This window comes from Streptomyces sp. NPDC111520 (genome assembly GCF_055635295.1).
Window position 1 is genome coordinate 211426 of the sequence record NZ_JBVKBW010000010.1, and the last position, 22919, is coordinate 234344.

At 71.1% G+C, this 22919-nt stretch carries 23 protein-coding genes and 1 tRNA gene; 5 read left to right on the forward strand and 19 right to left on the reverse strand.

Going from position 1 to position 22919, the window contains the following annotated elements; translation table 11 throughout:
• Positions 1-24: 24 nt before the first annotated feature.
• Positions 25-1590, reverse strand: a complete 1566-nt coding sequence (locus tag ACZ7MY_RS24720; RefSeq protein ID WP_499605042.1) for a PIN-like domain-containing protein — start codon at positions 1588-1590, stop codon at positions 25-27.
• A gap of 99 nt (positions 1591-1689) precedes the next feature.
• Positions 1690-2874 carry an XRE family transcriptional regulator gene (locus ACZ7MY_RS24725; protein WP_499604805.1) on the reverse strand — a complete coding sequence of 395 codons (1185 nt, stop codon included), beginning with the start codon at positions 2872-2874 and terminating at the stop codon, positions 1690-1692.
• Positions 2875-4158: 1284 nt separating this feature from the next.
• Here ACZ7MY_RS24725 and ACZ7MY_RS24730 point away from each other — a divergent pair.
• A complete protein-coding gene (locus tag ACZ7MY_RS24730; protein ID WP_499604807.1) occupies positions 4159-4371 on the forward strand; it encodes an EF-hand domain-containing protein in 213 nt (70 codons plus the stop codon).
• Positions 4372-4386: 15 nt separating this feature from the next.
• On the opposite strand, the gene ACZ7MY_RS24735 is transcribed toward ACZ7MY_RS24730, so the two are convergent.
• Both ACZ7MY_RS24735 and ACZ7MY_RS24740 read right to left on the reverse strand, forming a co-directional pair.
• Positions 4387-5232: an MEDS domain-containing protein gene (locus tag ACZ7MY_RS24735; protein ID WP_499604809.1), complete on the reverse strand. Its 846-nt coding sequence runs from the start codon at positions 5230-5232 to the stop codon at positions 4387-4389.
• A gap of 110 nt (positions 5233-5342) precedes the next feature.
• On the reverse strand, positions 5343-6224 hold the full coding sequence (locus ACZ7MY_RS24740; protein WP_499604810.1) for an LLM class F420-dependent oxidoreductase: 882 nt from the start codon (positions 6222-6224) through the stop codon (positions 5343-5345).
• Between the two features lie 206 nt (positions 6225-6430).
• Here ACZ7MY_RS24740 and ACZ7MY_RS24745 point away from each other — a divergent pair, with 206 nt between their 5' ends.
• Positions 6431-7171 (forward strand): response regulator transcription factor, encoded by a 741-nt coding sequence (locus tag ACZ7MY_RS24745; RefSeq protein ID WP_499604812.1) that lies wholly within the window; start codon positions 6431-6433, stop codon positions 7169-7171.
• Between the two features lie 125 nt (positions 7172-7296).
• Here the strand turns inward: ACZ7MY_RS24745 and ACZ7MY_RS24750 are convergent, their stop codons facing one another.
• From ACZ7MY_RS24750 to ACZ7MY_RS24770, 5 genes are all read right to left on the reverse strand, one after another.
• Complete coding sequence (locus ACZ7MY_RS24750) at positions 7297-7761, reverse strand: PPOX class F420-dependent oxidoreductase (protein WP_499604814.1); 465 nt, start codon at positions 7759-7761, stop codon at positions 7297-7299.
• A 25-nt stretch (positions 7762-7786) separates the two neighbouring features.
• Entirely contained in the window at positions 7787-8620 is an 834-nt protein-coding gene (locus tag ACZ7MY_RS24755) for a YceI family protein (RefSeq protein ID WP_499604816.1), read from the reverse strand.
• A gap of 145 nt (positions 8621-8765) precedes the next feature.
• Positions 8766-11171, reverse strand: a complete 2406-nt coding sequence (locus tag ACZ7MY_RS24760) for an MFS transporter (protein ID WP_499604817.1) — start codon at positions 11169-11171, stop codon at positions 8766-8768.
• A gap of 77 nt (positions 11172-11248) precedes the next feature.
• Positions 11249-11704 (reverse strand): MarR family winged helix-turn-helix transcriptional regulator, encoded by a 456-nt coding sequence (locus ACZ7MY_RS24765; RefSeq protein WP_499604819.1) that lies wholly within the window; start codon positions 11702-11704, stop codon positions 11249-11251.
• 146 nt (positions 11705-11850) lie between these two features.
• Positions 11851-12795 carry an aldo/keto reductase gene (locus tag ACZ7MY_RS24770; RefSeq protein WP_499604820.1) on the reverse strand — a complete coding sequence of 315 codons (945 nt, stop codon included), beginning with the start codon at positions 12793-12795 and terminating at the stop codon, positions 11851-11853.
• A 106-nt stretch (positions 12796-12901) separates the two neighbouring features.
• Between ACZ7MY_RS24770 and ACZ7MY_RS24775 the strand changes: the two genes are divergently transcribed.
• A complete protein-coding gene (locus ACZ7MY_RS24775; protein WP_499604821.1) occupies positions 12902-13081 on the forward strand; it encodes a hypothetical protein in 180 nt (59 codons plus the stop codon).
• Between the two features lie 95 nt (positions 13082-13176).
• On the opposite strand, the gene ACZ7MY_RS24780 is transcribed toward ACZ7MY_RS24775, so the two are convergent.
• Positions 13177-15945, reverse strand: a complete 2769-nt coding sequence (locus tag ACZ7MY_RS24780; protein WP_499604822.1) for a helix-turn-helix transcriptional regulator — start codon at positions 15943-15945, stop codon at positions 13177-13179.
• Between the two features lie 146 nt (positions 15946-16091).
• On the opposite strand from ACZ7MY_RS24780, the gene ACZ7MY_RS24785 reads away from it, so the two are divergent.
• Complete coding sequence (locus tag ACZ7MY_RS24785; protein WP_499604823.1) at positions 16092-16766, forward strand: esterase/lipase family protein; 675 nt, start codon at positions 16092-16094, stop codon at positions 16764-16766.
• A gap of 91 nt (positions 16767-16857) precedes the next feature.
• Here the strand turns inward: ACZ7MY_RS24785 and ACZ7MY_RS24790 are convergent, their stop codons facing one another.
• The 9 genes from ACZ7MY_RS24790 to ACZ7MY_RS24830 all read right to left on the reverse strand — a co-directional run bounded on the left by ACZ7MY_RS24790 (position 16858) and on the right by ACZ7MY_RS24830 (position 22128).
• Complete coding sequence (locus tag ACZ7MY_RS24790) at positions 16858-17628, reverse strand: hypothetical protein (RefSeq protein ID WP_499604825.1); 771 nt, start codon at positions 17626-17628, stop codon at positions 16858-16860.
• A 67-nt stretch (positions 17629-17695) separates the two neighbouring features.
• Entirely contained in the window at positions 17696-18601 is a 906-nt protein-coding gene (locus ACZ7MY_RS24795; protein WP_499604826.1) for an RNA polymerase sigma factor SigF, read from the reverse strand.
• A 169-nt stretch (positions 18602-18770) separates the two neighbouring features.
• Positions 18771-19730 carry an RNA polymerase sigma factor SigF gene (locus ACZ7MY_RS24800; protein WP_499604828.1) on the reverse strand — a complete coding sequence of 320 codons (960 nt, stop codon included), beginning with the start codon at positions 19728-19730 and terminating at the stop codon, positions 18771-18773.
• 161 nt (positions 19731-19891) lie between these two features.
• The gene (locus tag ACZ7MY_RS24805; RefSeq protein ID WP_499604830.1) at positions 19892-20188 is read right to left on the reverse strand and encodes a Dabb family protein; all 297 of its coding nucleotides are present in this window, start codon (positions 20186-20188) and stop codon (positions 19892-19894) included.
• Positions 20189-20219: 31 nt separating this feature from the next.
• The gene (locus tag ACZ7MY_RS24810) at positions 20220-20384 is read right to left on the reverse strand and encodes a hypothetical protein (RefSeq protein WP_018558266.1); all 165 of its coding nucleotides are present in this window, start codon (positions 20382-20384) and stop codon (positions 20220-20222) included.
• A gap of 179 nt (positions 20385-20563) precedes the next feature.
• Positions 20564-20650 (reverse strand) — tRNA-Ser (locus ACZ7MY_RS24815).
• A 10-nt stretch (positions 20651-20660) separates the two neighbouring features.
• The gene (tadA, locus tag ACZ7MY_RS24820) at positions 20661-21116 is read right to left on the reverse strand and encodes a tRNA adenosine(34) deaminase TadA (protein ID WP_499604832.1); all 456 of its coding nucleotides are present in this window, start codon (positions 21114-21116) and stop codon (positions 20661-20663) included.
• Between the two features lie 38 nt (positions 21117-21154).
• Complete coding sequence (locus ACZ7MY_RS24825) at positions 21155-21697, reverse strand: tRNA adenosine deaminase-associated protein (RefSeq protein ID WP_499604833.1); 543 nt, start codon at positions 21695-21697, stop codon at positions 21155-21157.
• 221 nt (positions 21698-21918) lie between these two features.
• Complete coding sequence (locus ACZ7MY_RS24830; protein WP_499604835.1) at positions 21919-22128, reverse strand: hypothetical protein; 210 nt, start codon at positions 22126-22128, stop codon at positions 21919-21921.
• A gap of 145 nt (positions 22129-22273) precedes the next feature.
• Here ACZ7MY_RS24830 and upp point away from each other — a divergent pair, with 145 nt between their 5' ends.
• The gene (gene upp, locus ACZ7MY_RS24835; protein WP_499604837.1) at positions 22274-22909 is read left to right on the forward strand and encodes a uracil phosphoribosyltransferase; all 636 of its coding nucleotides are present in this window, start codon (positions 22274-22276) and stop codon (positions 22907-22909) included.
• Positions 22910-22919 lie beyond the last annotated feature (10 nt).

The following is a 22919-nucleotide window of genomic DNA, read 5'->3' on the forward strand; positions in this document are numbered from 1 at the left end:
AACGAAGGTCGCAGTAAGGCTTACTTACGACGTGAGCAGTGGCAACTCTTCGTGGTAATTCCAGTCGATCTCTCCATCGCTCCCCAAAAAATCCACCGTTCCCCAACGAGCGCTATGAAGTCCGGAGTCGTAATCGGCGACGAATGCAACTATCAGAATCTGTGTAGCGTGGTCCAAACCCTCAAATGCGTGACGTGCTGACGTCGTGGAACCCATATCGTCGTTCAACTCGAACAGCCCTTGCGCCCCTGTCCCATAGGCACTCATGGCCCCGCGTGTCCGGCGAATGCGAACCTTGAGTGCCTTGTCCCTTGGGCCGTACCTCAATGGAATTAGTAGATAGCCATTCAATGCCGAGTAAGTTACGCCTTCAAAGATGTAGGTCCGACCCCCCAGAGATACCACCTCCTCGGCAATCTCCTCCGACACCATTCGCGTAATGAGTTCCCCGTACAGCTTTTGAGGAGACTGGACATGCACGGCTTCGGCCGCAGCGCTTGCCCGGTAGTGCGCTCTTGTCAGGCGCGTTCCAATAGCTCTGGCGACACCTGGATGCAGGTTGATACCAGTGGATCCCGTTTCGCTCGCGGCCAGGTCGCTCACCGAGCGTTCATCAACCCTCAGATCAAAAATTTCTTCAGCTCGGCTGAGGAGTTGGCTGGGGGTGAGCATGAATAGAGCACCCCCTGTCCGATGCTGCAGCTCGACGACGAGCTCATTTCTAGGGCGCGCCGGCATTTGCCGATCCCCAGAGATCCACCAGTCTTCTTTCACGTCTCCCGTGACGAGCAAAACATCACAGCGGCGACGCTCGGCTTCAACGAGAACCTGTTCCCAGAGAAGGTAATCTCCTGCCGCCTGCTCGGGGGGCTTGGACTCAAAGTCCTTGTATCCCGGCGGAATGCTATCGCCAGCCCGCTCCTGAGCCTTCTTGACTGACTCGCGAAATTCAGATTCAGTAAAGGGCTCACCGATGCGCCCCGCCAGCAAGTCTGCAAGAGCCATTAGAACGGGATCCGTATGAGTCGCGGTCGTTCCCTCTAGAGCGTCTTTCTCTGCCTGCTCTTGTATGAACCCCTTGAGACTGCTTAGGGTTTCAGTGAGGGAATCCTTCGCTATCGCGATGCGTTGCGTCGCGCCATTGTCGCTATTTAGGTGAACATCCTTAAGCCAGCGATCTAGAACATCACCCAGAGACTTAGATGCCTTGTCCAAGGCGCTGCAGACATCTCGTGCTTTGGTGCGATGATGGCCGCGAACTGAGGGGAGATCCCGATTGCGCCAGAATTCTGATAGCACTTGATGAGGGATCCAAAGGCGGTTGCGAAGTCTCTCCAACACTGACAAGGTGTCAGTTCGCGTGCGTTCATTGGATCGGTACAAGTTCAGCAATACGTTAGCATCGAGAACCACTAATCCAGTTTCAAACAGGCGCTCATAGTCGCTTCGGACGGGAGTACGGTAAGCAACATCGCAATCGAAGAGTCCACGCTTGGGTGGCTCCGCGTTCTTGCTCTCCGTTCCAGTCGCTCCCTCTGGCAAGGTTCCCCCTCTGGTCAGTCGCCGCCCGCCAGTACATGAGTCTTCCATGCCCACGCACGTGGCGTCAGGCGCATCCGAATTTTGTTGTGTAAGGGGGTCACCTCTGCGCCACTCATGGCCGGCAGCCGCGGCCGATAGCGGGCTTTTCTACTCCGCTCCTGGAAACAAGGGGATCACGCCGTCAACTGCCGCCACTCTCAGGCGCTCGTCGATTCCTGTGCTCTGGAGTAGTTCCTCGCTGACCGGGACGCGTGCCGTTACGGTTCGGAATAGCCCAGGCGTCACCCGAGATTCCCGTGCCAGAGCCGCGGGTTCAACTCCCACCTTGGCTAGAATTTCTACTGCGCGTGGGTATAGCGAAGGTTGCTCCACTGGAGGCATTTCCCCGGGCTCCCGCCTACGCCACCCCTTAGAAGAGAGATACGTAATGGCGTTTCTGTAACTTACTTCGCTCATGATCCCAAGGGATCTTGAGCGGTAAAGTAGAGCCTGCAAACTTACGCCCCAGGTTTCCTTCAAAATCGCGAGTGTGCGCCAATCGGATTTCGCCGGCAGGATGTCTCTCAGTTCGTTAGCGGGAAGCAAGAACTCTGCGGCGAACCTGTGAGCTTGATTCTCAACGACCTTGCTACCCGGTTCGGCGTCCACATGCATTACTAGATGACCTAGTTCATGAGCCAGATCGAAGCGCTGCCGGTAGTAATCCTCTTTCGCGGGGTTGAGTACGACGGTTGGCCTGTAGCCGTCGTCAAATGAGTAGGCATCTACTGCCGCTGTCTGCAATGGACTGAAGACAACTACTACGCCGTTATTCTCGGCCAGCCGCACCAGGTGTCCGACGGGGCCCTGCCCGAGGCCCCAATTCTGGCGCAGCAGCGCCGCTGCTTCCTCAGGGAGGTTGCTAACTTCGTCATCGACGTCGACGCTCAACCGTGGCATGTTGGGCTCAGGAAACTCGACGTGCCGTTCCAGCGTGGCCCCAACGTCGCCAGTAACCATGCCGTAAGCGAATGCCTGGTCACGTGCAATCTGCGTGGTCGAGCGTAGCGAACGAAAATGAGGCACTGCGTCTACTGCGGATGGCTGATGGGGGCCGGGGAGAAAGAAACTCGGGTCAACTCCAAGCGTCAGACACAACTGAGCGACCGTTGCCGGCGCCGGGCGCTTGGAATTGTTCTCGTACGCTGCCACGGCAGTCGGGCTTTTTTCGATCTTGGACGCAAGGGCGTTCTTGCGCAGACCTGCCAACTGCCGTGCCAGCGTCAAACGTCGTCCGTCGAATAGGCGAGAGGCGTCACCCACCTGCACTTCGGTGCGACGGGAGGAGTCCATGACCATCTACTCGTTTCATTACGTGCCGTTCCCCTCTCGCGCGGGACGGCGGAGGCGAACGACGGCGTCGGCGACAGCGGGGGCTCCAGGCCAAGGGGTGGGGGCGGCCGGAAGCGGGCCGGTGCTCAGCGTTCCAGGATTTGCGCTAAGTAGATCATGCTTCCAGTGCCACGCGGATCCGCCCCCCTTGTTCAAACGGGAGCGCCCCAGCAAAAGTTCTCTGATACCCAACTCCCGTTCCACGCTGTGCGCGAGGATGAGTGTCGTTACTTCGGATTCATCCGATTCCGCAAGCAGCGCGTGAACGGTTGCTGGAAGTGAATCTTGTGACCAATCGTCCAGGGGGAGCATAGGTTGATCTGGACTGGGGTGGGATGCGACGCGCTGCTTTGTCTCACTCTTGCGGGGCCAAGGGATTCGGTTGCTTTCCCCGAAAGCGAATGAGGCCAGGAGCCACCGCCACTCTCCGCACCGCCATCCAGGGGAACCGTTAACGTTTGACCGCGTCACGACGCCTGGAGCGATGACCGGCATCTTCCGGAACTCGCCCGGGGCCAATCCGCCGGCGACTACGTCAAGGCCAGTCATTGCCGTTGCGGAATCGGTCGCGAACCTACCCGTCGAGAAGACGCGGTCCAACCGGTCGCACATGAGGTTGTGGGCGAGCGTCCCGACCACCGCCTGATCGTGACCCGTCTCGGGGTCGAAGTCCTCCATCGTGCGTCGGTAGGCCGACGCACTTGCCCAGAGCATGCCAGGCACTGCCCCGGCAGCCTCAAGGTCCTCAAGCGCATCCTGCTGCTCGCTCATGATGCTGACTGTACCTCAAGTCAGTATCAGGTGTCGAAAAATGAACCGCCCGGAGTGCTGGGTGCCAACAAGTAAACCGAACATGTGATCTATTCATGCTGGGAACCTACCACTCAGGGGCGTTAGCGGCAGCAGCAAGCGCCTTGTGTCGCTTGGGGACCTGTCTGGGCTGACATCAACAGGTGACACCAACGGCAGCACACGCGGACGGACAGCCGCAGACGTCGGATCGCCTCGTGTACCCCACTTAACCTGCCCACCTCCCCATGTAGTTGGGGGACACGCGCCTACGGATCAGAAGGTTGCAGGTTCGAATCCTGCCGAGTGCACAGCACGCCAGAGGCCCCCGGGATCACCCGGGGGCCTCTGGCGTTGTGATGGCGTAGATGGGTCCGCCCGCCCGCTGTGGGGGGTGCCGCGGCGGCTAGGGTGTGCGCAGTCAGGACCGGGTTCACACAAGGAGGGGTGGTCGCGATGGCGGACATCGAGGCGGCCAAGAAGGCGTTCACGCGATTCGATGTCGACGGGGACGGGCTCATCACGGCGAACGAGTACAAGAGCGTGATGGCGCAGCTCGGGGACTTCAACGTGACCGAGACGGTGGCGCAGAGCGTGATCAGGGCCGTCGACGCCAACGGCGACGGCAAGATCTCGTGGGACGAGTTCTGGGCGGCCCAGCAGGCCTGACGCCGGGCCGGGGGCTCAGGCCCGGGTCTCCTCGAGGAGGAGCTGGGGGACCTCGGTCGCGCCGCACAGCCGCAGGGTGCGCGCGTGCAGTCGCGGGCAGCGGATGGTGACGCGGTCGGCGGGGCCGAGGGACGCCACGTGGCGGATCAGGACGACCGCGCAGCGGGCGTCGATGAAGGAGAGCCGGGTGAGGTCGACCCGGGACGGCGGTCCGCCGGGCGCCGCGAAGGCGTGACGGACGGCCAGTTCGAAGTCGTTGCGGGTGGCGAGGTCGGCGTCGCCGCGCAGGGCGAGGGTGCCCCCGGAGCGCTCCGCGCGCAGGGGGTCCTGGCGGGGGCGTACGCAGACCGGGTGGGCGGCCCGGAGCCGGTCGAGGAGCGGGGCGGCGAAGCGCCGCTGGTCGTACTCGCAGATGGCGGTGAGACCGAGGCCCGCGAGGACCGCGGTCATGGCGGTCTCGTGGCCGAGCAGGCGGTCGCGGTCGAGGCCGGGACCCAGCGCCCAGGACATGTCGCCGGCGACGCGGAGCCCGGAGAAGCCCTGCCGGTGTGCGGTGTTCGTCAGTGCGGCCCAGGCCCCGGCGGCGTCGTAGCCGGGGACCTCGGGGGTGATGACGAGCGCGCTGTGGCACACCGCCTCGGCGGCGCCTACCCCGTGGGCGGTGAGGCGGCCGACGGCTTCGGCCGGGGACGTCCCGGGGCCGGTGGAGAGCAGGACGCGTTCGCCGCGGGCCAGGCCGATCGCGGTGAAGGCGGCGCGGATCTCCCAGCGGTCGTCCTCGTCCTGGAAACCGAGGCAGGCGTGGTCGCCGGACGCCATGCGGTCGACCGGGACGGTGCGGGGGACGGTGCCGCTGTCCATGGGGCCGAACATACGCCCGGCCCCGCGGCGGGGCCGGGCGCTGAACGCCTTTGAGCGGAGGGTTCCGTTCCTGTTCGGCGGGTTGCCCCCGACTGATCCCCAGCCGACCTTCAGTGATCGCCGGGCCGGAGCACGGCGGCCAGCCGGCGCCACTGCTCGCGCGGCAGCCCGGACCCGCCCCCGCCCGGGACCAGCACCTGGACGGCGACGTGGTCGGCGCCCGCGTCGAGGTGGGCGTCGATCCGCCGCCGCACCCGTTCCTCGTCGCCCCAGCCGAAGAGCGCGTCGACCAGGCGGTCGCTGCCCCCGCCGGCGAGGTCCTCCTCGCCGAAGCCCAGGCGCAGCCAGTTGCCGGTGTAGTTGGGGAGCGTCAGGTAGAACGCCAGCATTTCCCGGGCGGTCTCGCGGGCCCGGGCCGGGTCGGTCTCCAGGACGACGGTGAACTCCGGGGCCAGCAGCGGCCCTTCGCCCAGCGTGGCGCGCGCCTGCGCGGTGTGCTCGACGGTGCCCAGGTACGGGTGGGCGCCCGCCGAGCGGTCGCCAGCGAGCTCCAGCATCCTCGGGCCCAGCGCGGCGAGCACCCGGTTCGCGGCCGGTGCGCCGGCGGCGTCCAGTTCGTCGAGGTAGCGGGTCATCGCCGCGTACGGGCGCTTGTACTGCGCGGCGAGTCGGGCGTGGCTGACACCCAGGCCCAGCAGGAACCGCCCGGGGTGGGCGGCCTCCAGCGTGGCCTGGCGGGCGGCGGTGTCCTCGGCGCCGTACTGCCAGATGCTGAGGATGCCGGTCGCGACGGTGATCGAGGAGGTGGCCGCGATCAGGGGGGCCGCGTGCTCGACGCCGCTGCTGCCGCCGAGCCACAGCGCCCCGTACCCCAGTTCCTCCAGTTCGGCCGCGGTCTCGGCGAGTTCGGCCGCGCGGGCCGGGTGGGGGTCGCGCAGGCCGCCGTTCCACAGGCCGTAGCGTCCGATCGCCGGCGTCCGGCTGTCGCTCATGGGTCTTCTCCCGCCACGAAGTCCGTGTGAAGCCGATGGAATGTCGTCCTTCGTACCAAAACGGGGTCCGCGGCCCGGGCATTCCCCGCCCGGCGGCGCGTCCGGGCGCCGGGCCGTCCCGCGCGGTGGGGCCGCGACCGGCGATTCTCAGGGAAATCACAGACAGCGGAAAGGGTCTTCTCAGGGGCGGCTCACAGGATGCGGCCATGACCGCGTCTCCTTCTCCCGCCGTCGGTTTCACGCGTCCCGACGGCACACCCGTCCTGGTACTCGTCGTGGACGACGAGAACGCCCTCGCCGACCTGCTCTCCATGGCCCTGCGCTACGAGGGCTGGGTCGTCCGCACCGAGAGCACCGGCGCCGACGCGCTGCGCACCGCGCGCGAGCAGCACCCGGACGCCGTGGTCCTCGACGTGATGCTGCCCGACATGGACGGGCTGGAGGTGCTGGCCCGGCTGCGCCGCGAACTGCCCGACGTGCCGGTGCTGTTCCTCACCGCCAAGGACGCCGTCGAGGACCGCATCGCGGGGCTCACCGCGGGCGGCGACGACTACGTCACCAAGCCGTTCAGCCTGGAGGAGGTCGTGGCCCGGCTGCGCGGGCTGCTGCGCCGGGCCGGGGCGGCCGCCGTGCGCCAGGACTCGCTGCTGGTCGTGGGCGACCTCGTGCTCAACGAGGACAGCCACGAGGTCAGCCGCGACGGCCAGGGCATCCACCTCACGGCCACCGAGTTCGAACTGCTGCGGTACCTGATGCGCAATCCGCGCCGGGTGCTGAGCAAGGCGCAGATCCTCGACCGCGTCTGGTCCTACGACTTCGGCGGCCAGGCCAACGTCGTCGAGCTGTACATCTCCTACCTGCGCAAGAAGATCGACGCGGGCCGTACACCGATGATCCACACGCGGCGCGGTGCCGGCTACCTGATCAAACCGGGCGAGGCGGCGTAGGCCCCGGGGGGCGGGTGGGTGGGCCGGTCGGTCGGCTTTCCCGGCGTCTCGCGCCCGCAGGGCGCGAACCGGTGCGACAGCCGAAGGACCCACCGGCACCACCGCGCCCGCACGCCCCCCTACGGTTACGGCGCCAGCCGTGCCGGGAAGCCGCCCGTGGCGATCGGGCCCCAGCGCTCGGGGGTCACGCGCACCAGGGACTTGCCCTGCCGGACCATGGCGGCGCGGTACTCGTCCCAGTTCGGGTGCTCGCCCGCGATGTTGCGGTAGTACTCCACGAGCGGTTCGACCGAGTCGGGGGTGTCGATGACCTCGGCGGTGCCGTCGACCTGCACCCAGGGGCCGTCCCAGTCGTCCGACAGGACGATCACCGAGACCCGCGTGTCCCGGCGGGCGTTGCGGGCCTTGGCCCGCTCGGGGTAGGTGGAGACGACCAGGCGCCCCGCGTCGTCGACCCCGCAGGTGACGGGGGAGCCCTGGGGGCGGCCGTCGGCGCGGGTGGTCAGCAGCAGGGCGCGGTGGCGCGGTCGTACGAACTCCAGCAACTGGTCGAGCTCGACGTCGGTGTTGGTCGCGATGTTGGCAGCCATGGACGGCAGCCTATGCGGCCCGCGGTCACCCGGCGGGGAGGGCCGTCCCCTGGACCGCCTGCATGTCGAGGGTGATCCTCAGCGTCGTCCCCATCGTGGCGATGCCGGCCCGGACGACCTGGTTCCAGTTCATCGCGAAGTCCTCGCGGCGCAGTTCGGCCGTCGCGCGGAAGGCGGCGCGCACGCCGCCCCAGGGGTCCGGTCCGGTGCCCAGGTAGGCGAGGTCCAGGTCGACGGGACGGGTGATCCCGCGCATCGTCAGCTCGCCGTGGACGGTCCACCGGTCGCCGGCGGCCGGCTCCAGCGAAGTGCTGCGGTAGGTGACGGTCGGGTGCTCGGCGACGTGGAGGAAGTCGGCGGAGCGCAGGTGCTCGTCACGGGTGCCGTTGCCCGTGTCGATCGACGCGGCGTCGATCACCGCCTCGACGGACGACGCGAGCGGCTGCTCCGCGACGTCGATCCGGCCGGCGAAGGCCGTGAAGCGGCCGTGCACGCTGGACAGGCCCAGGTGCTGGGCGACCGCGCCCACCTCGGAGTGCGCCGGGTCGATCGTCCACGGCCCGGGCGGCGGCAGTTCGAGGCCGCCCGCACGGGCCAGCAGCAGGTTCCCCAGGTCGGCCGAGCCGGAGGCGGTCACCAGTGCCGTCGCGGCGGCCGGGCGGTAGCCCACGGCGGTCACGATCACGGTGTACGCCCCGGGGGCCAGCGCCGCGGTGCGCACGGCGCCCTCGGCGTCCGCGGCCTCCCGCGCGATCTGCTGCCCGGTCATGTCGGTGACGGTGACGACCGCGTGCGGTACCGCCCAACCGTCCTTCGTCCGGATCCGCCCGCGCAGACCGGCTCCTGCCGTCGTGTCCATGTCCCTCGCTCGCCTTCGGTGTGTTCCCCCGGCCGGGTCCGGTCCTGACGGCCACGGCCGTCCCCTGCCCGGCGGTCAGGACCGGACCCGCTTTCCCCCGTCCGCCGGTCCGTGCGTCTCCGCGGCGCACGGACCGGCCGGTGGTTCACCCCTCGGGGTGGTTCAGCTGGACGTCGAAGCCGTCCTCGTGGCCGGCCGCGGCGCCGTTGCCGACGGTGACCTGGGTGGCGACCGGCGGGTAGCCGCTCGCGACCAGCGAGTACTCGCCGGCGTCCAGGTCGCCGAAGGCGTACGCCCCGTCGGTGCCGGTGGTGGCGGTCGCCACCACGTTCCCGGCCGCGTCGATCAGCGTGACGCGGGCCTCCGGGAGCGGCGTCCGCGCGGTGCCGCCGAGCACGGAGCCGTGCAGGCGTGCTCCGGGACGGAGCGGGACCTCGACGTGGGTGGGCCCGTTGCCCGCCACCTCGACCGGCAGCGCGGCCGGCCGGTAGCCGGCGGCGTTGACCGCCAGGGTGAAGTCGCCGGCGGGCAGGTCCTCGAAGCCGAAGGCGCCGTCGGCTCCCGTGCCACCGCTGGCCAGGACCTCGCCGCGGACGTCGGTCACCACGACCATGGCGCCCGCGACGGGGATGCCGGTCGTCTCGGCGACGACCGTGCCGGTGAGCCCGCTGGTGCCGGCCAGGACCACGTCGTACGGGACGGGCTCCTCGCCGGCCACGACGGTCGACGCCTGCGGCTGGTGGCCGTCGGCGGCGGCGATGAGCACGTACGAGCCGGCGCCGGGCGCCGTCAGTTCGTACCCGCCGTCCGCGCGGGTCGAGGCGCGGCCGAGCTGCCGGCCGGTGAGCGAGATCAGGGTGAGGGTCGCCCGCTCGACGCCCGTGCCGTCGGAGTTGCGCACCTGGCCGTGGATCGTGGTGCCCTCGGCCGGCGGGGGTGTCACGGGCGCGGTCACGGCGGCCGCCTCGGCGGCCGTCGCGGCGACGGCCTGGACGGCGGAGGCCTGGGCCGGTACGACCGGGGTCTGCTCGGCGTCGCCGGTGACACCGGCGGCCTGCTGCAGACCGCTCGCGGTCTTCAGCGGCACCTCCTTGATGAAGAGCACCAGCAGCAGCGCGAGGAACGCCACCGGGGCCGCGACCAGGAAGACGTCCCCGGCGCCGTGCCCGTACGCGCCCTCCACGACGTGGCGGATCGGCGCGGGCAGCGTGGCCAGGTCCGGGATGGCGCCGTCGGACTGGCCGGTGGACTTCACGCCCAGCGCGGTCAGGCCGTCCTTGACGTAGTGGGTCACGCGGTTGCCGAGCACCGCGCCCAGCGCGGAGACGCCGATCGCGCCGCCGAGCGTGCGGAAGAAGGTGACGACGGAACTGGCGGCACCGAGGTCGGCCGCGCCCACCTGGTTCTGCACGGCGAGGACCAGGTTCTGCATCATCATGCCGACGCCGAGGCCCAGCAGCGCCATGAAGAGCGCCAGGTGCCAGTACGTGGTGTCGGCGCGCAGGGAGCCCAGCAGGGCGAGGCCGCCGGTGAGCAGCACGCCGCCGGAGACCAGGAACGCCTTCCAGCGCCCGGTGCGGGTGATGATGAGCCCGGAGGCGGTGGAGGAGACGAACAGACCGGCGATCAGCGGGATGGTCATGACGCCGGACATGGTCGGCGACTCGCCGCGGGCCAGCTGGAAGTACTGGCTGAGGAAGACCGTGGCGCCGAACATCGCGGTGCCGACGAAGAGCGAGGCGACCGAGGTCAGGCTGATGGTCTTGTTGCGGAACAGCCGCAGCGGCATGATCGGCTCGCTCGCCCGGGACTCGACCAGGACGAAGACCAGGACCAGCAGCAGCGCGCCCGCGACCATCGCGTAGGTCTGCCAGGAGATCCAGTCGTACTTGTCGCCGGCGAAGGTGACCCAGACCAGCAGCAGGCTGACGGCGGCGGTGACGAAGAAGGCACCCGCCCAGTCGACCTTGACCCGGCGCTTGACGACCGGCAGGTGCAGGGTCTTCTGCAGCACGATCAGCGCGAGGACCGCGAAGGGCACGCCGACGTAGAAGCACCAGCGCCAGCCGAGCCAGTCGGTGTCGACGATGACGCCGCCGAGCAGCGGGCCGCCGACGGTGCCGAGGGCGAAGGCCGCGCCGAGGTAGCCGCTGTAGCGGCCGCGCTCGCGCGGGGAGATCATCGCGGCCATGATGACCTGGGTCAGCGCGGTCAGGCCGCCGGCGCCGATGCCCTGGACGACGCGGCAGGCGATCAGCATCCCGGCGTTCTGCGACAGGCCCGCGACCAGCGAGCCCACCACGTAGATCACCAGCGCCAGCTGGACCAGCAGCTTCTTGCTGAACAGGTCCGAGAGCTTGCCCCACAGCGGGGTCGTGGCGGTGGTGGAGAGCAGTGCGGCGGTGACGACCCAGGTGTAGGCGCTCTGTCCGCCGTGCAGATCGGAGATGATCTTCGGCAGGGCGTTGGAGACGATCGTGGACGAGAGGATCGCCACGAACAAGCCGAGTATCAGGCCGGTCAGGGCCTCCATGATCTGCCGGTGCGACATGGGGGCCGCGTGTCCTGCGTGGGCGTCGGTCCCCCGCACACCGGCCGGTGATGCGGTTGTTGCCATCGTCATCCTCTTCACGTCGTGGAATGCGTACGGGGGCGGCAGTCGGCCGCGAAGTCCCTGCGCAGCCGGTCCAGCAGCCGGGAGAACTCGCTGACGTCCTCGTCCGGCCAGTCCCGCATGTGGTGGGCCAGCGCCTCGGCGACCCGGTCCTGGGCGGCGCGCAGCATGTCCGCGCCGCCGGGGGTCAGGCGCAGCAACCGTGACCGCTTGTCGTGGGGGTCGGGCAGCCGGTCGATCCAGCCGCGCTCGGCGAGGTGGGCCACGTGTCTGCTGGTGACGGACATGTCGATCTCCAGCAGCTCGGCCAGCCGGCTCATCCGCGTCTCGCCGTGGCGGCTGATCACCGAGAGCACGCCGAGTGACGACGGCGGGCACTCCGGGGGACAGGCCCGGCTGAGTTCGCGGGCGACCACCGGGATCGCGCGCAGTTGGCTCGCGAGTTCCGCGAACTGCTCCTGCGTCGCCATGGCGCCTCGCCTCCGACTCTTGTTGGTTGCCTCAAGCAACCTTAGGAAACGTTGGTTGCTGCAGGCAAATTCTTTCGGGTAAAAACCTCCAAAAGGAACGGCCCGCCTCCGGTCAAGGAGACGGGCCGTGGGACGGGAGTCGCAGGTCAGGCGGATGCGTCCGTGAGCCGCTGCAGCTGCGCCGGGGTCAGCTCCAGGGGCACGGAGGCGAGCAGCGCGGTCAGCTGCTGCGGCGTACGGGCGCTGGCGATCGGCGCCACGACGGTCGGGCGGGAGCGCAGCCAGGCCAGCGCGACGCTCGCCGGCTCCGCGCCGTGCGCCGCCGCGACCTCGTCCAGCGCCGCCAGCACCCGCGGTCCGCGCTCGGAGTCCAGGTAGGCGCCCGCACCTGCCGCCCGGGCGCTGTCCACCGTGACGCCGGGCCGGTACTTGCCGGTGAGGAAGCCCCGCGCCAGACCGAAGTAGGGCACGGAGCCGAGGCCGTGCGCCTCGACGACCTCGCGCAGCGGGACCGCGCCGGCCTCGTACTGCTCCCGCTCCACCAGGTTGTAGTGCTGCTGCAGCGCCACGTACTTCGTCAGGCCCTCGCGCTCGGCGAACTCCAGCGAGGCCGCAAGCCGCTCGGGGGTGATGTTGGAGGCCGCGACGTGGCGGACCTTGCCCTCGCGGACCAGCGCGTCCAGGGCGGTGACGATCTCCTCGACCGGGGTCTCGGGGTCGTCGTAGTGCGTGTAGTAGAGGTCGATCCGGTCGGTGCCCAGCCGGCGCAGCGACTCCTCCGCGGCGGCCTTGACCGTGGCGGCCTTGAGGCCTTTGAAGTCGGGGTGGGAGCCGACCTTGGTCGCGACGACGACGTCGTCGCGGCGGCCGCGCTTGGCGAGCCAGGAGCCGATCACGGTCTCGGACTCCCCTCCGGTGTGGCCGGGGACCCACGCCGAGTAGACGTCAGCGGTGTCGACGAAGTTTCCGCCCGCCTCCGCGTAGGCGTCCAGGACCTCGAACGAGGTCGCCTCGTCCGCGGTCCAGCCGAAGACGTTGCCGCCGAGGCAGAGAGGGAAGACGTCGAGATCGGAGTTGCCGATGAGTGCCATGTGGTCTTGGACGCGGCGGGGACGAGCGGTATTCCCCGGCTGTTCCCCTCGTCAACGGCGGACCGGGGGTGACCCTCGCCGTGGGACTTCGCTAGGGTCCTGCCCCATGACTACCCCTGACAACAACAACTACGACCCGGCCGGCAACACCCAGATGTTCCGCGCCTTCGTCGACGAGGAGCCCGCCCAGGTCCAGGCCTCGGGCGGCAACAAGACCGGGCTGATCGTCGGCGTCATCGCGGCCGTCGTCGTGATCGCCGCCGTGGTGTGGTTCGCGGTCGCCTGACCGGCGCGCCCCACCACCCCCACCGGCACAGGACGCCGGCGGTCGCCGGCCGTCCGGCGGCCGTCGCGCGCCCGTGTCCGGCGCCTCCGTCCCGCTCAGCGGAACAGCGACGCCAGTTCGACGCGTGAGCGCACCCCGAGCCGGCTGAAGACGTTCCGCAGGTGGTACTCGACCGTCCGCGTGCTGAGCAGCAGCAGGTCGGCGATCTCGCGGTTCGTGGCGCCCTGCGCCACCAGCTCGGAGATCCTCGTCTGCTGCGCCGTCAGCTCCCGGCGGCCACCGGGCTCCCGGTCCACCGGGCCCACCCGGTCCCCGGCGGCGCGCAGTTCGGCCGCGGCCCGTTCCGCCCAGGGACGGGCGTCGAACTGCCGGAACACCGCCACCGCCTCCCGCAGCAGGCCGCGGGCCTCGCCGGGCCGGCGGGTGCGCCGCAGCCGGGAGGCGTAGAACAGTTCCGTCTTGGCCAGTTCCAGGACGGTGCCGTCGTCCTGGTGCAGCCGCACCGCCTCCCGGAAGTGGTCCACGGCGCTCGCGTCGTCCTCCGCCAGCAGGCCGTGGCAGCGGTGCGCCAGCGCCAGCCGTACGCTGCTGCGGCTCGCCGCCGCCCACTTCTCGTACGCGCGCAGCGCCCCCGCCGCCTTCGCCCGCTGACCGCAGCGCACCGCCGCCTCGACGAAGTGGGGCGCGGCCATCCCCCGGACCGCCAGGTTCACCTGGCCCGCGCCGCCGCGCATCCGGGCGAAGCGGGAGAGCGCGTCGGCGGGCCGGTCCGCGGCGAGGTCCGCGCAGGCGGACACCCAGCTGTTGAACGCCCCGGGACGGCCCAGTCCCCGTACGGCGACGGCGCGTTCGGCGGCCGCCATCCGCAGCCCGGCGGTGGCGCTGTCGCCCTGCAGCGCGGCGAGCAGCGCCAGTACCGCGAGGTGGTCGACGGCGAGGTTGCGCTGTCCGGTCGCCGCCGCGAGCCGCAGCCCCTCCTCGGCGGCGGCCCCGGCCGCGGGGTACCGGTCGAGCGCCAGCGCGCACAGCGCCTCGTAGACCAGGGCCGCCGGCACCAGCGCGCCCGCCCCCTGCCGCCGCGCCCGGTGCACGGCCGAGGTCGCCAGGGCGTGCGCCCTCGGTGCGTCCCCCAGGGTGTACGCGGCCTGGGCGGCCCAGATCGCGGACTCGGGCTCCGTCAGCGTCTCGGCGAGCCGGACCACCCGGCGCAGCGCCCACTGCGCGCGGTCGTGCCGGCCCCGGAAGGTCGCCGCGAGGCCCGCGAAGTGGTCGAAGACCAGACGCTGTTCCGGCGGGTCGTCGCTGCGGCGCAGCGCGTCGGCGCGGTCGGCGAGGGCGAAGAAGGCGGCGAAGTCGCCCGCCACGCAGCCCGCTTCGCCGGCCAGCATCAGGGCCCGTACGGCCGGTGCGCGCAGGCCGGCGGGGAAACGTGCGGCCGCGGCGGCCAGATCGCGGCAGGCCACGGCGGGCACCCCGTCGCGCAGTTCGATCTCGCCCCGGACCAGCGCGCCCGGCGCCCCGCCGGGTGCCGGGCCGCCCTGTGCCCCGGCCCGGCGCAGCAGGCCGCGCGCCCGCCGGGTGTCCCCGGCGGCCTGCGCGTCGGCGGCGGCCGCGACCAGCCAGCGGACCCGGGTGTGCGGACGGGCGGCCGCCTCGGCGCCCCGCTCCCACGCGGCGGCGGCCGCGGCGTGGCCGGCGGAGCGGCGGGCGGCGCCGGCTGCGTGCTCCAGTTCCCGTTCCGTCCCCGGCGCGGGGTCCGCCGAGCGGCCGAGCCGGTGGAGCGCCCGGAACAGCAGGGCGGCCGGGGGGTCCAGCACCGAGGCGAGCGTCCCGTGCGCGGCCAGCCGGTCGGCGGGGGAGAGCAGTCCGGCCAGCGAGGCGCGCAGCAGCCGCCCCGGCACGGTCGCCGTCCCGTCGCGCACGTCGACCAGCCCGCAGGCAAGGGCCTCCTCGACGCCGCCGCCCGGCCCGCCGCGGCGGGCCGCGGACTCCAGCACCGGTACGGCCAGCGGCCCGCCGCAGAGCAGCAGCGCCACCACGGCCCGGGCGCCGGGGGTGAGCGCCCGGAAGCGTTCCCGGTGCCGTTCGCGCAGCCGGCTCCCCTCGGGCAGCGCGGGCGGTTCCGGCAGCCGCTCCTCCCGGGCCGCCGCGGCGAGTTCGACCAGGGCCAGCGGGTTGCCCGCGGCCAGGTCGAGCACCGCGACCGCGTCCGCGCCGTGCGGCGGCATCCCGGGGAAGCGCTCGGCGAGCGTGCGGCGCGCGGCGTCCGGCGGCAGTGGCCCCAGGCGCAGCACGTCCAGGCCCTCCAGCACGGAGGCGGCGGGGCAGCCGTCGTCGGCGGCGAACAGCACGGTGGCCGGGAGGCCGTCGAGGCGGCGCGCCGCCATGGCGAGCGCGCGCAGCGTCGCGGGGTCCAGCCGGTGCGCGTCGTCCACGCACCACAGCAGCGGGGCCGGGCGGGCGAGTTCGGCGACGAGACCGGACAGCGCGGCGCCCAGGGCGAGTTCGCCCCCGGCGGGCCGCCGTCCGGCGAGGACCTCGGCCAGGGCCGCGCCGTGCGGTCCGGGCAGGGCCCGTACGCGCGGGGCGAGCGGCAGGAGGGTGCGGTGCAGTCCCGCGAGCGGGACCCGCGCCTCGGCCCGTACGCCGTCGGTGCGCAGCACGGTCGCGCCGGCCGCCGCCGCGTCGTGCGCCGCGGCCGCGAGCAGCGAGGTGCGTCCGGTGCCCGGTGCGCCGAGCAGCAGCAGCGCCCGTCCCCCGCCCTGCCGGGCCCGGGCCGACAGGGCGTCCAGGAGGGCGCGTTCGCGGTCCCGGCCGTGCAGCGCCGGCGGCCACGCGGCGGGTTGGCTCCGTCCGGCCTCCATGACGCCAGTGTCTGCTGGCGCCCATCGGGAGGGAAGGGCCGTGCGTCATGTTCCGTTCATGACAGGAACGACACTGGTGATTCCACCGGTCCGTCACCCGCGTGCCGCTCGCAGACTCCTGTCGACCCCCACGACAAGGAGTTCAGATGCGACGAATATGGGCGATCCTGCTCACCGTGGCGGCCGCCGTCGGCCTCGGCACCTTCGTGGCGCCGGGCACCGCGAACGCCGCCACCCACACCCCGGTGGTCTTCGTGCACGGCTACACCGGCAGCGCGAGCAACTGGGACTACGCGGAGTCGGTCTTCGTGGCCGGCGGCTACAGCCGCGGCGAGCTCTTCGCGTACGAGTACAACTGGGCCCAGTCGAACAAGACCAGCGCGGCGGGACTGGCGGGCTATGTGCGCCAGGTGCTGGCCCGCACCGGCGCGACCAAGGTCGACATCGTCAACCACTCGATGGGCGGCCTGGTCACCCAGTGGTACCTCACACAGCTCGGCGGCACCTCGTCCGTCCGCCGGGTCGCCTCGGTCGCGGGCGCGAACCACGGCACCACCTACGCCTCGGCCTGCGTGATCTACGCGTCCTGCGTCGAGATGCTCCCGGGCTCGTCCTTCGTCCGCACCATCAGCAGCGGTGACGAGACGCCGGGCAGCACGGTCTACGCGACCTGGTACTCGCCGTGCGACGGGATCATCATCCCGTACACCAGCACCCCGCTGAGCGGCGCGAACAACCACCTGGTGGCGTGCACGACCCACATCGGGTTCCTCAGCGACACCGGCACCCTCGGCCAGATCCGCTCCTACCTGGCCGGCTGAGCGCACCGCCACGCCTTCCCGGGGAGGCGGGGACCGGTCCGGGGACGGGCCGGTCCCCGCCTCCGCCTCCGCGTGCGCGGGGCGGGCCGGGTCAGGAGTCCGCGACGGACACGTCCCGGGTCTCGACGTGCATGCCAGGTGGCACCCGCCAGGCCTCGACGCAGACCTCCCAGCCCTCCTTCACGCTGCCGCCGCCGGGCACCGGCACCGGCGCGGCACGGCTGCTGCGCACCGTGGCCCAGTCGACGCCCAGCAGGCCGATGACGTGCGTGCCGAAGGTGACGGTGCCCGCCGTCGCGGCACGGCCGCCGGTGTTGGTGAGGGTGACGGTGACCTTCTCGCACCAGCGGTCGCCGGCCGCCGCGCGCTCGACCGCGCTCACCACCAGGCGGGCCGGAGCGCCGGGCGCGGACGGGGGCGCGGACGTCCCGGGCGTCGGGTCTCCGGGAGCGGAACCGCCGGGAGCCGGGCGCTCCGTGGGGTCCCCGGAGGAGGTGGCGGTGGCGGGCGGTGCGGTGCCGTCCTGCCGCGGCGGGCCGCTCGTGGCGCCGGGCCCCGCCGGGGCGTCCGCCGCGGGCGGGGAGCCGGTGCCGCCCCCGCCCGGGGCGCGCGGTGCGGCGGGCGAGGTGCGGCCGGGACCGGAGGGCGCGGCCGTACGGCCGTCCAGCGGTACGAGGTCCACGTCATCCGTGGGCGGGGCGTTGACCGCGGGGCCGCCGGGCGGGCCCGGTGCACCGGCCGCCACGTACCCCGCGCCGTTGCTCTCGCAGTCCGGGCCCAGCGCGGCGAAGGCACCCAGGCAGACGACGGCCGCCGAGGCTGCGGCCAGCGCGCCCCGGCGGCCCCGTGGTATGTGCACCATCACGCCAGTGTACTGACGAACCGTCAGAGAGTAACCGGCCGGTCCCGCCGGCCGCCTGGCCCCGCCCCTAATGCTCGGCGGTCAGGCCCTCGCGCAGCTGCGCCAGGGTCCGGGTCAGCAGCCGGGAGACGTGCATCTGGGAGATACCGACCTCCTCGCCGATCTGCGACTGCGTCATGTTGGCGAAGAAGCGGAGCATGATGATCCGCCGCTCCCGCGCGGGCAGCTGGGCGAGCAGCGGCTTGAGCGACTCGCGGTACTCCACGCCCTCCAGCGCGGTGTCCTCGTAGCCCAGCCGGTCGGCCAGCGAGCCCTCGCCGCCGTCGTCCTCCGGGGGCGGGGAGTCCAGCGAGCTGGCGGTGTACGCGTTGCCGACCGCCAGGCCGTCGACCACGTCCTCCTCGGAGACGCCGAGCGCCGCCGCGAGTTCGGAGACGGTGGGCGAGCGGTCCAGCCGCTGGGCGAGCTCGTCGCTGGTCTTGGTCAGCGCCAGCCGCAGTTCCTGCAGGCGGCGCGGCACCCGCACCGACCACGAGGTGTCGCGGAAGAAGCGCTTCACCTCGCCGACGATCGTGGGCATCGCGAAGGTGGGGAACTCCACGCCGCGGTTGCAGTCGAAGCGGTCGATCGCCTTGATCAGCCCGATCGTGCCGACCTGGACGATGTCCTCCATCGGCTCGTTGCGGCTGCGGAAGCGGGCCGCCGCGTAGCGCACGAGCGGCAGGTTCAGCTCGATGAGCGTGTCCCGCACGTACGCCCGCTCCGGGCTGTCGTCCGGCAGCTCGGCGAGCCGCAGGAACAGCGAGCGGGACAGCGTGCGGGTGTCGACGCTGGTGTCGATGGCCTCGATCGTGCTGTCGACGGCGGTGGTGTCGGCGACGGCGGTGCCGGCGGTGTCGATGGCCTTGCCGTCAGGAGCATCGTGCGGCGCGTCGGTGTTCAGCACCTTCGGACTGCCCACTTCTACGGACATGCCACCCCCTTGAGGTCGCGGACGGGTGTCGCGGGCGACGGTTCGTTCCTCCACTGGAATACCGGAGGCCGGACCGCGACAAACGCGGTTCCCGCAGAATGTCACATGTCGGCAACGCGCTGTAGCGCCATGTCGACTTATTTCTCAGGGGGTGGGTAGTCCTCAAGGGTTACGATTCGAGCTGGTTTGCGGATCGGAGTCGGGCGAAGCTACGCGACAGCAGCCGGGACACGTGCATCTGCGAAACCCCGAGTTCGGCACTGATCTGGGATTGCGTCAGATTGCCGAAGTAGCGCAGCAGCAGGATCCGCCGTTCCCGTTCGGGCAGCTGTACGAGGAGGTGCCGCACCAGGTCCCGGTGCTCCACGCCGGTCAGGGCCGGGTCCTCGTAGCCGAGCCGGTCCAGCAGCCCGGGGGCCCCGTCGCCGCCCTCCTGGGCCGCCTCCAGGGACGTGGCGTGGTACGCCCGGCCGGCCTCCAGGCAGGCCAGCACCTCGTCCTCGGAGAGTTTCAGCCGCTCGGCGATCTCCGCGGTGGTGGGGGTGCGTCCGTGGGCCACCGTCAGGTCCTCGATGGCGCCGCTGACCTGGACCCACAGCTCGTGCAGCCGGCGCGGGACGTGGACGGTGCGCACGTTGTCCCTGAAGTAACGTTTGATCTCCCCCACGACCGTCGGCATCGCGAAGGTCGGGAACTGCACCCCGCGTTCCGGGTCGAACCGGTCGATGGCGTTGATCAGCCCGATCGTGCCGACCTGGACGACGTCCTCCATCGGCTCGTTGCGGCTGCGGAAGCGGGCCGCCGCGTAGCGCACCAGCGGCAGGTTCACCTCGATGAGCGCGGCCCTGACCCGGCCGTGCTCCGGAGTGCCCGGTTCCAGCCCCGACAACTGCTCGAACAGCACCTGCGTCAGCGCCCGCGCCTCCACCGCGTTGCTGTTGGTGCTCCTCTCGCGGTTGCCGCCACCGGTCGTCGTACCGGTCCCGCTGCCGCCACCGGTCGTCGTGCCGGTCCCGCTGCCGCCACCGGTCGTCGTGCCGGTCCCGCTGCTGCCGCTGCCGGTCGTCGTGCCGGTCCCGCTGCCGTCTCCGGAGGTCGATGGTGACGCGGGTCGGGCCGACACGGACATGCCACTCCTCATCGGTCCACTCATCCGGCAAAAGCGGTCATAGCATCACAATTCATGTGGACTGTGTGCAAGTGAGGCGCGGCCCTCAATGAAAAAGCCCTCCGCCCGGCGGGCGGAGGGCTGAGCCTCTGGAGCGGGGCCCGAGGGGCCGCCGCGGGGTGTCACTCGAACACGTAGTCGGCGACCACCCAGGTGGCGAACTCGCGCCACAGCGCCACCCCGGCCTGGTGTGCGGGGTGCTCCAGGTACGTCTTGAGCGCGTCGGCGTCCGCCACGGAGGAGTTGATGGCGAAGTCGTGGGCGATCGGGCGGTCCGAGATGTTCCAGCCCAGTTCCCAGGAGGCCAGCTCGGGGATCTGCCCGCCGAGCCGCTCGAAGGCGTCGACACCCGCCACGACCCGCGGGTCGTCGCGCTCGACGCCGGCGTTGAGCTTGAAAAGGACCAGGTGGCGTATCACGGTGCTGTGCTCCTCGCCGGCTCCCGGCCAGTCAGTTGACCAGCGCGGTCATGAACTCCCCGACGCCCTTTGCGGCGTCCGATATGCCCTGGAAGCCTATCTGCACGAGATCGGCTGCGCGGGCCGGCGACGTCACGATCGTATACAGCACGAAAGCCACGATGACGTACATGGTGATTTTCTTCGCCTGCGCCATGGCTGGAGTGTATCCACCGGATGGCCGTATCAGACCGGGTGACGGAGGGCCTCCTTACGGGTGATCCACGGCCCCGCCCCGCTCGCCGTGTGACCTTCGGCACAGCGCGTCCGGAAGGCCGGAAAACGCCGAATCGCCCGGTCCGTGGGGACCGGGCGATTCGGTTTCGTCACTCGCAGCGGTAGCGGTGGGATTTGAACCCACGGAGGAGTTGCCCCCTCACACGCTTTCGAGGCGTGCTCCTTAGGCCGCTCGGACACGCTACCGAGAGAGAGCTTAGCGGACGTCCGGGGGTGCTCCGAAATCCTTTGAGCGGAAGAAAGCGGTGAGCAGCTCACCGCACTCCCCGGCCAGCACGCCCTGGATCACTTCCGGACGGTGGTTGAGCCGGCGGTCGCGGACGAGGTCCCACAGGGAGCCCGCCGCACCGGCCTTCTCGTCGAGCGCGCCGTAGACGACGCGCTCCAGGCGCGAGGCGACGACGGCCCCCGCGCACATCGTGCAGGGCTCCAGGGTCACCACCAGCGTGCAGCCGGTCAGCCGCCACTCCCCGAGGGCCTTCGCGGCCTCGCGGACGGCGAGCACCTCCGCGTGGGCGGTCGGGTCGCCGACCGCCTCGCGTTCGTTGCGGCCGCGGCCGATGACCGTGCCCTGCGGGGACAGCACGACCGCGCCCACCGGTACGTCACCGGTGCGCGGGGCGAGGCGGGCCTCCTCCAGGGCGAGGCGCATCGCGGGGACCCAGGGGTCGCGCAGCGGGTCGGGACCGGTCAGCGGACCGCCTCCAGGACGTCGGCGCAGCCCAGCGAGTCGGCGATCTCCCCGAGCGCCTCCCCGGTCAGCGCGCCGTCGCCGCTGAGGGCCAGCAGCTCCTTGTCGCTCATCCCGAAGTCCGCGAGGAGCTCGGCGTCCCCGAGCGGGCCCACCGGTACGTGCTCCTCCGTCGGGCCGGGCACCACGTCGTCGTCGAGCTCGTCGGCGTCACCTTCCTCGGTGCCGTCGAGGTCGACGATGTCGTCCAGGTCCTCCGGGTCCCGTCCCAGCAGTTCGTCGGTGAGCAGGATCTCCCCGTACGAGCTGCGCGCCGCGGTGGCGGCGTCGGACACGTAGATCCGCGGGTCCTCCTCACCGTCGACGCGGACGACGCCGAACCAGGCGTCCTCCTGTTCGATGAAGACCAGGACCGTATCCTCCCCGGCTGAAGCCGCCCGGGCCAAGTCGGTCAGGTCGCCGAGGGTTTCCACATCGTCGAGATCGGTCTCGCGCGCTTCCCAACCGTCCTCGGTGCGCGCGAGCAGTGCGGCGAAGTACACCGTGACTCTCCCACAGGTCTCAGGCCGTCCGGACTTACGGGCGGGGGCCGAATGTTCCGGCGCAGGTCCCCGCCCACACTCGGCATCGTGGCAGAAACCTCGGCTTTGCGAAGGGTCTTCCGCGCGTGCCGCGTGCCAGGCCTTCCGGCTTTTTTCCGCGCGGCGGGCTGCGCCGACCCCGACGGTGCCCGCCAGGTGGGGGCATTGTGCCGACCTGGGCACTACCAGCGGAACGTCCGCATCCGCATCTGCTGGCGCGCGCGTGCCGCGCGCGCCCGGCGTGGCTGGACGCGGTCACGGAGTTCCTTCGCCTCGTTCAGCTCGCGCAGGAACATGGCACGTCGCCTACGGCGTTCGGCGTCGCGCTCCTGCTGCGTGCGGGCGTCGTCCGCGTCGTCCGCGTCGGCGCCGTCGCTGCCGCGCTCCGCCATGGGGCACCACCCCTAGAGATCCACGTGCCCGGCCGGGACAGTCCAGGCGTAAGTGCACGCATTCCCCCTACCGGGTGGTTCAAAGCCTGAGCGGCCGTACGGACCGGGCAGGCCGGGGCGCAGGCCGAACGTTAGAGTCGTGGACATGCGGATCCACGTCGTCGACCACCCCCTGGTGGCGCACAAACTCACCACCCTGCGCGACGAGCGCACCGACTCGCCGACCTTCCGTCGGCTGGCCGACGAGCTGGTCACCCTGCTCGCCTACGAGGCGACCCGTGACGTGCGCACCGAGCAGGTGGACATCAGCACCCCCGTCGCGGACACCACGGGTGTGCGGCTGTCCCACCCGCGTCCGCTGGTCGTGCCGATCCTGCGGGCCGGACTCGGGATGCTGGAGGGCCTGGTGCGCCTCCTGCCGACCGCGGAGGTCGGCTTCCTCGGCATGATCCGCGACGAGGAGACCCTGGAGGCCAAGACCTACGCCACCCGCATGCCGGAGGACCTGTCCGGCCGGCAGGTGTACGTCCTGGACCCGATGCTGGCCACCGGCGGCACGCTGATCGCCGCCATCGACCTGCTGATCGAGCGGGGCGCCGACGACGTGACGGCCGTGGTGCTGCTGGCCTCCCCGGAGGGCGTCGAGGCGATGGAGCGCGCGCTCGCCGGCAAGCCGGTCACCGTGGTCACCGCGGCGGTCGACGACCACCTCAACGAGAGCGGCTACATCGTCCCGGGCCTGGGCGACGCGGGCGACCGCCTCTACGGCACGGCCGGCTGACGCCCGCCGT

Bases quoted from the DNA above. Each gene is read 5' to 3' on its own strand.
- ACZ7MY_RS24720 (WP_499605042.1), bottom strand. From the start codon at position 1,590: ATGGAAGACTCATGTACTGGCGGGCGGCGACTGACCAGAGGGGGAACC.
- ACZ7MY_RS24755 (WP_499604816.1), bottom strand. From the start codon at position 8,620: ATGGACACGACGGCAGGAGCCGGTCTGCGCGGGCGGATCCGGACGAAG.
- ACZ7MY_RS24795 (WP_499604826.1), bottom strand. From the start codon at position 18,601: ATGTCCGTAGAAGTGGGCAGTCCGAAGGTGCTGAACACCGACGCGCCG.
- tadA (WP_499604832.1), bottom strand. From the start codon at position 21,116: ATGCGCCTCGCCCTGGAGGAGGCCCGCCTCGCCCCGCGCACCGGTGAC.
- ACZ7MY_RS24740 (WP_499604810.1), bottom strand. From the start codon at position 6,224: ATGAGCGACAGCCGGACGCCGGCGATCGGACGCTACGGCCTGTGGAAC.
- ACZ7MY_RS24800 (WP_499604828.1), bottom strand. From the start codon at position 19,730: ATGTCCGTGTCGGCCCGACCCGCGTCACCATCGACCTCCGGAGACGGC.
- ACZ7MY_RS24760 (WP_499604817.1), bottom strand. From the start codon at position 11,171: ATGTCGCACCGGCAGATCATGGAGGCCCTGACCGGCCTGATACTCGGC.
- ACZ7MY_RS24745 (WP_499604812.1), top strand. From the start codon at position 6,431: ATGACCGCGTCTCCTTCTCCCGCCGTCGGTTTCACGCGTCCCGACGGC.
- ACZ7MY_RS24735 (WP_499604809.1), bottom strand. From the start codon at position 5,232: ATGGACAGCGGCACCGTCCCCCGCACCGTCCCGGTCGACCGCATGGCG.
- ACZ7MY_RS24810 (WP_018558266.1), bottom strand. From the start codon at position 20,384: ATGGCGCAGGCGAAGAAAATCACCATGTACGTCATCGTGGCTTTCGTG.
- ACZ7MY_RS24775 (WP_499604821.1), top strand. From the start codon at position 12,902: ATGACTACCCCTGACAACAACAACTACGACCCGGCCGGCAACACCCAG.
- ACZ7MY_RS24730 (WP_499604807.1), top strand. From the start codon at position 4,159: ATGGCGGACATCGAGGCGGCCAAGAAGGCGTTCACGCGATTCGATGTC.
- ACZ7MY_RS24830 (WP_499604835.1), bottom strand. From the start codon at position 22,128: ATGGCGGAGCGCGGCAGCGACGGCGCCGACGCGGACGACGCGGACGAC.
- ACZ7MY_RS24790 (WP_499604825.1), bottom strand. From the start codon at position 17,628: ATGGTGCACATACCACGGGGCCGCCGGGGCGCGCTGGCCGCAGCCTCG.
- ACZ7MY_RS24785 (WP_499604823.1), top strand. From the start codon at position 16,092: ATGCGACGAATATGGGCGATCCTGCTCACCGTGGCGGCCGCCGTCGGC.
- ACZ7MY_RS24770 (WP_499604820.1), bottom strand. From the start codon at position 12,795: ATGGCACTCATCGGCAACTCCGATCTCGACGTCTTCCCTCTCTGCCTC.
- ACZ7MY_RS24750 (WP_499604814.1), bottom strand. From the start codon at position 7,761: ATGGCTGCCAACATCGCGACCAACACCGACGTCGAGCTCGACCAGTTG.
- ACZ7MY_RS24765 (WP_499604819.1), bottom strand. From the start codon at position 11,704: ATGGCGACGCAGGAGCAGTTCGCGGAACTCGCGAGCCAACTGCGCGCG.
- ACZ7MY_RS24780 (WP_499604822.1), bottom strand. From the start codon at position 15,945: ATGGAGGCCGGACGGAGCCAACCCGCCGCGTGGCCGCCGGCGCTGCAC.
- upp (WP_499604837.1), top strand. From the start codon at position 22,274: ATGCGGATCCACGTCGTCGACCACCCCCTGGTGGCGCACAAACTCACC.
- ACZ7MY_RS24725 (WP_499604805.1), bottom strand. From the start codon at position 2,874: ATGGACTCCTCCCGTCGCACCGAAGTGCAGGTGGGTGACGCCTCTCGC.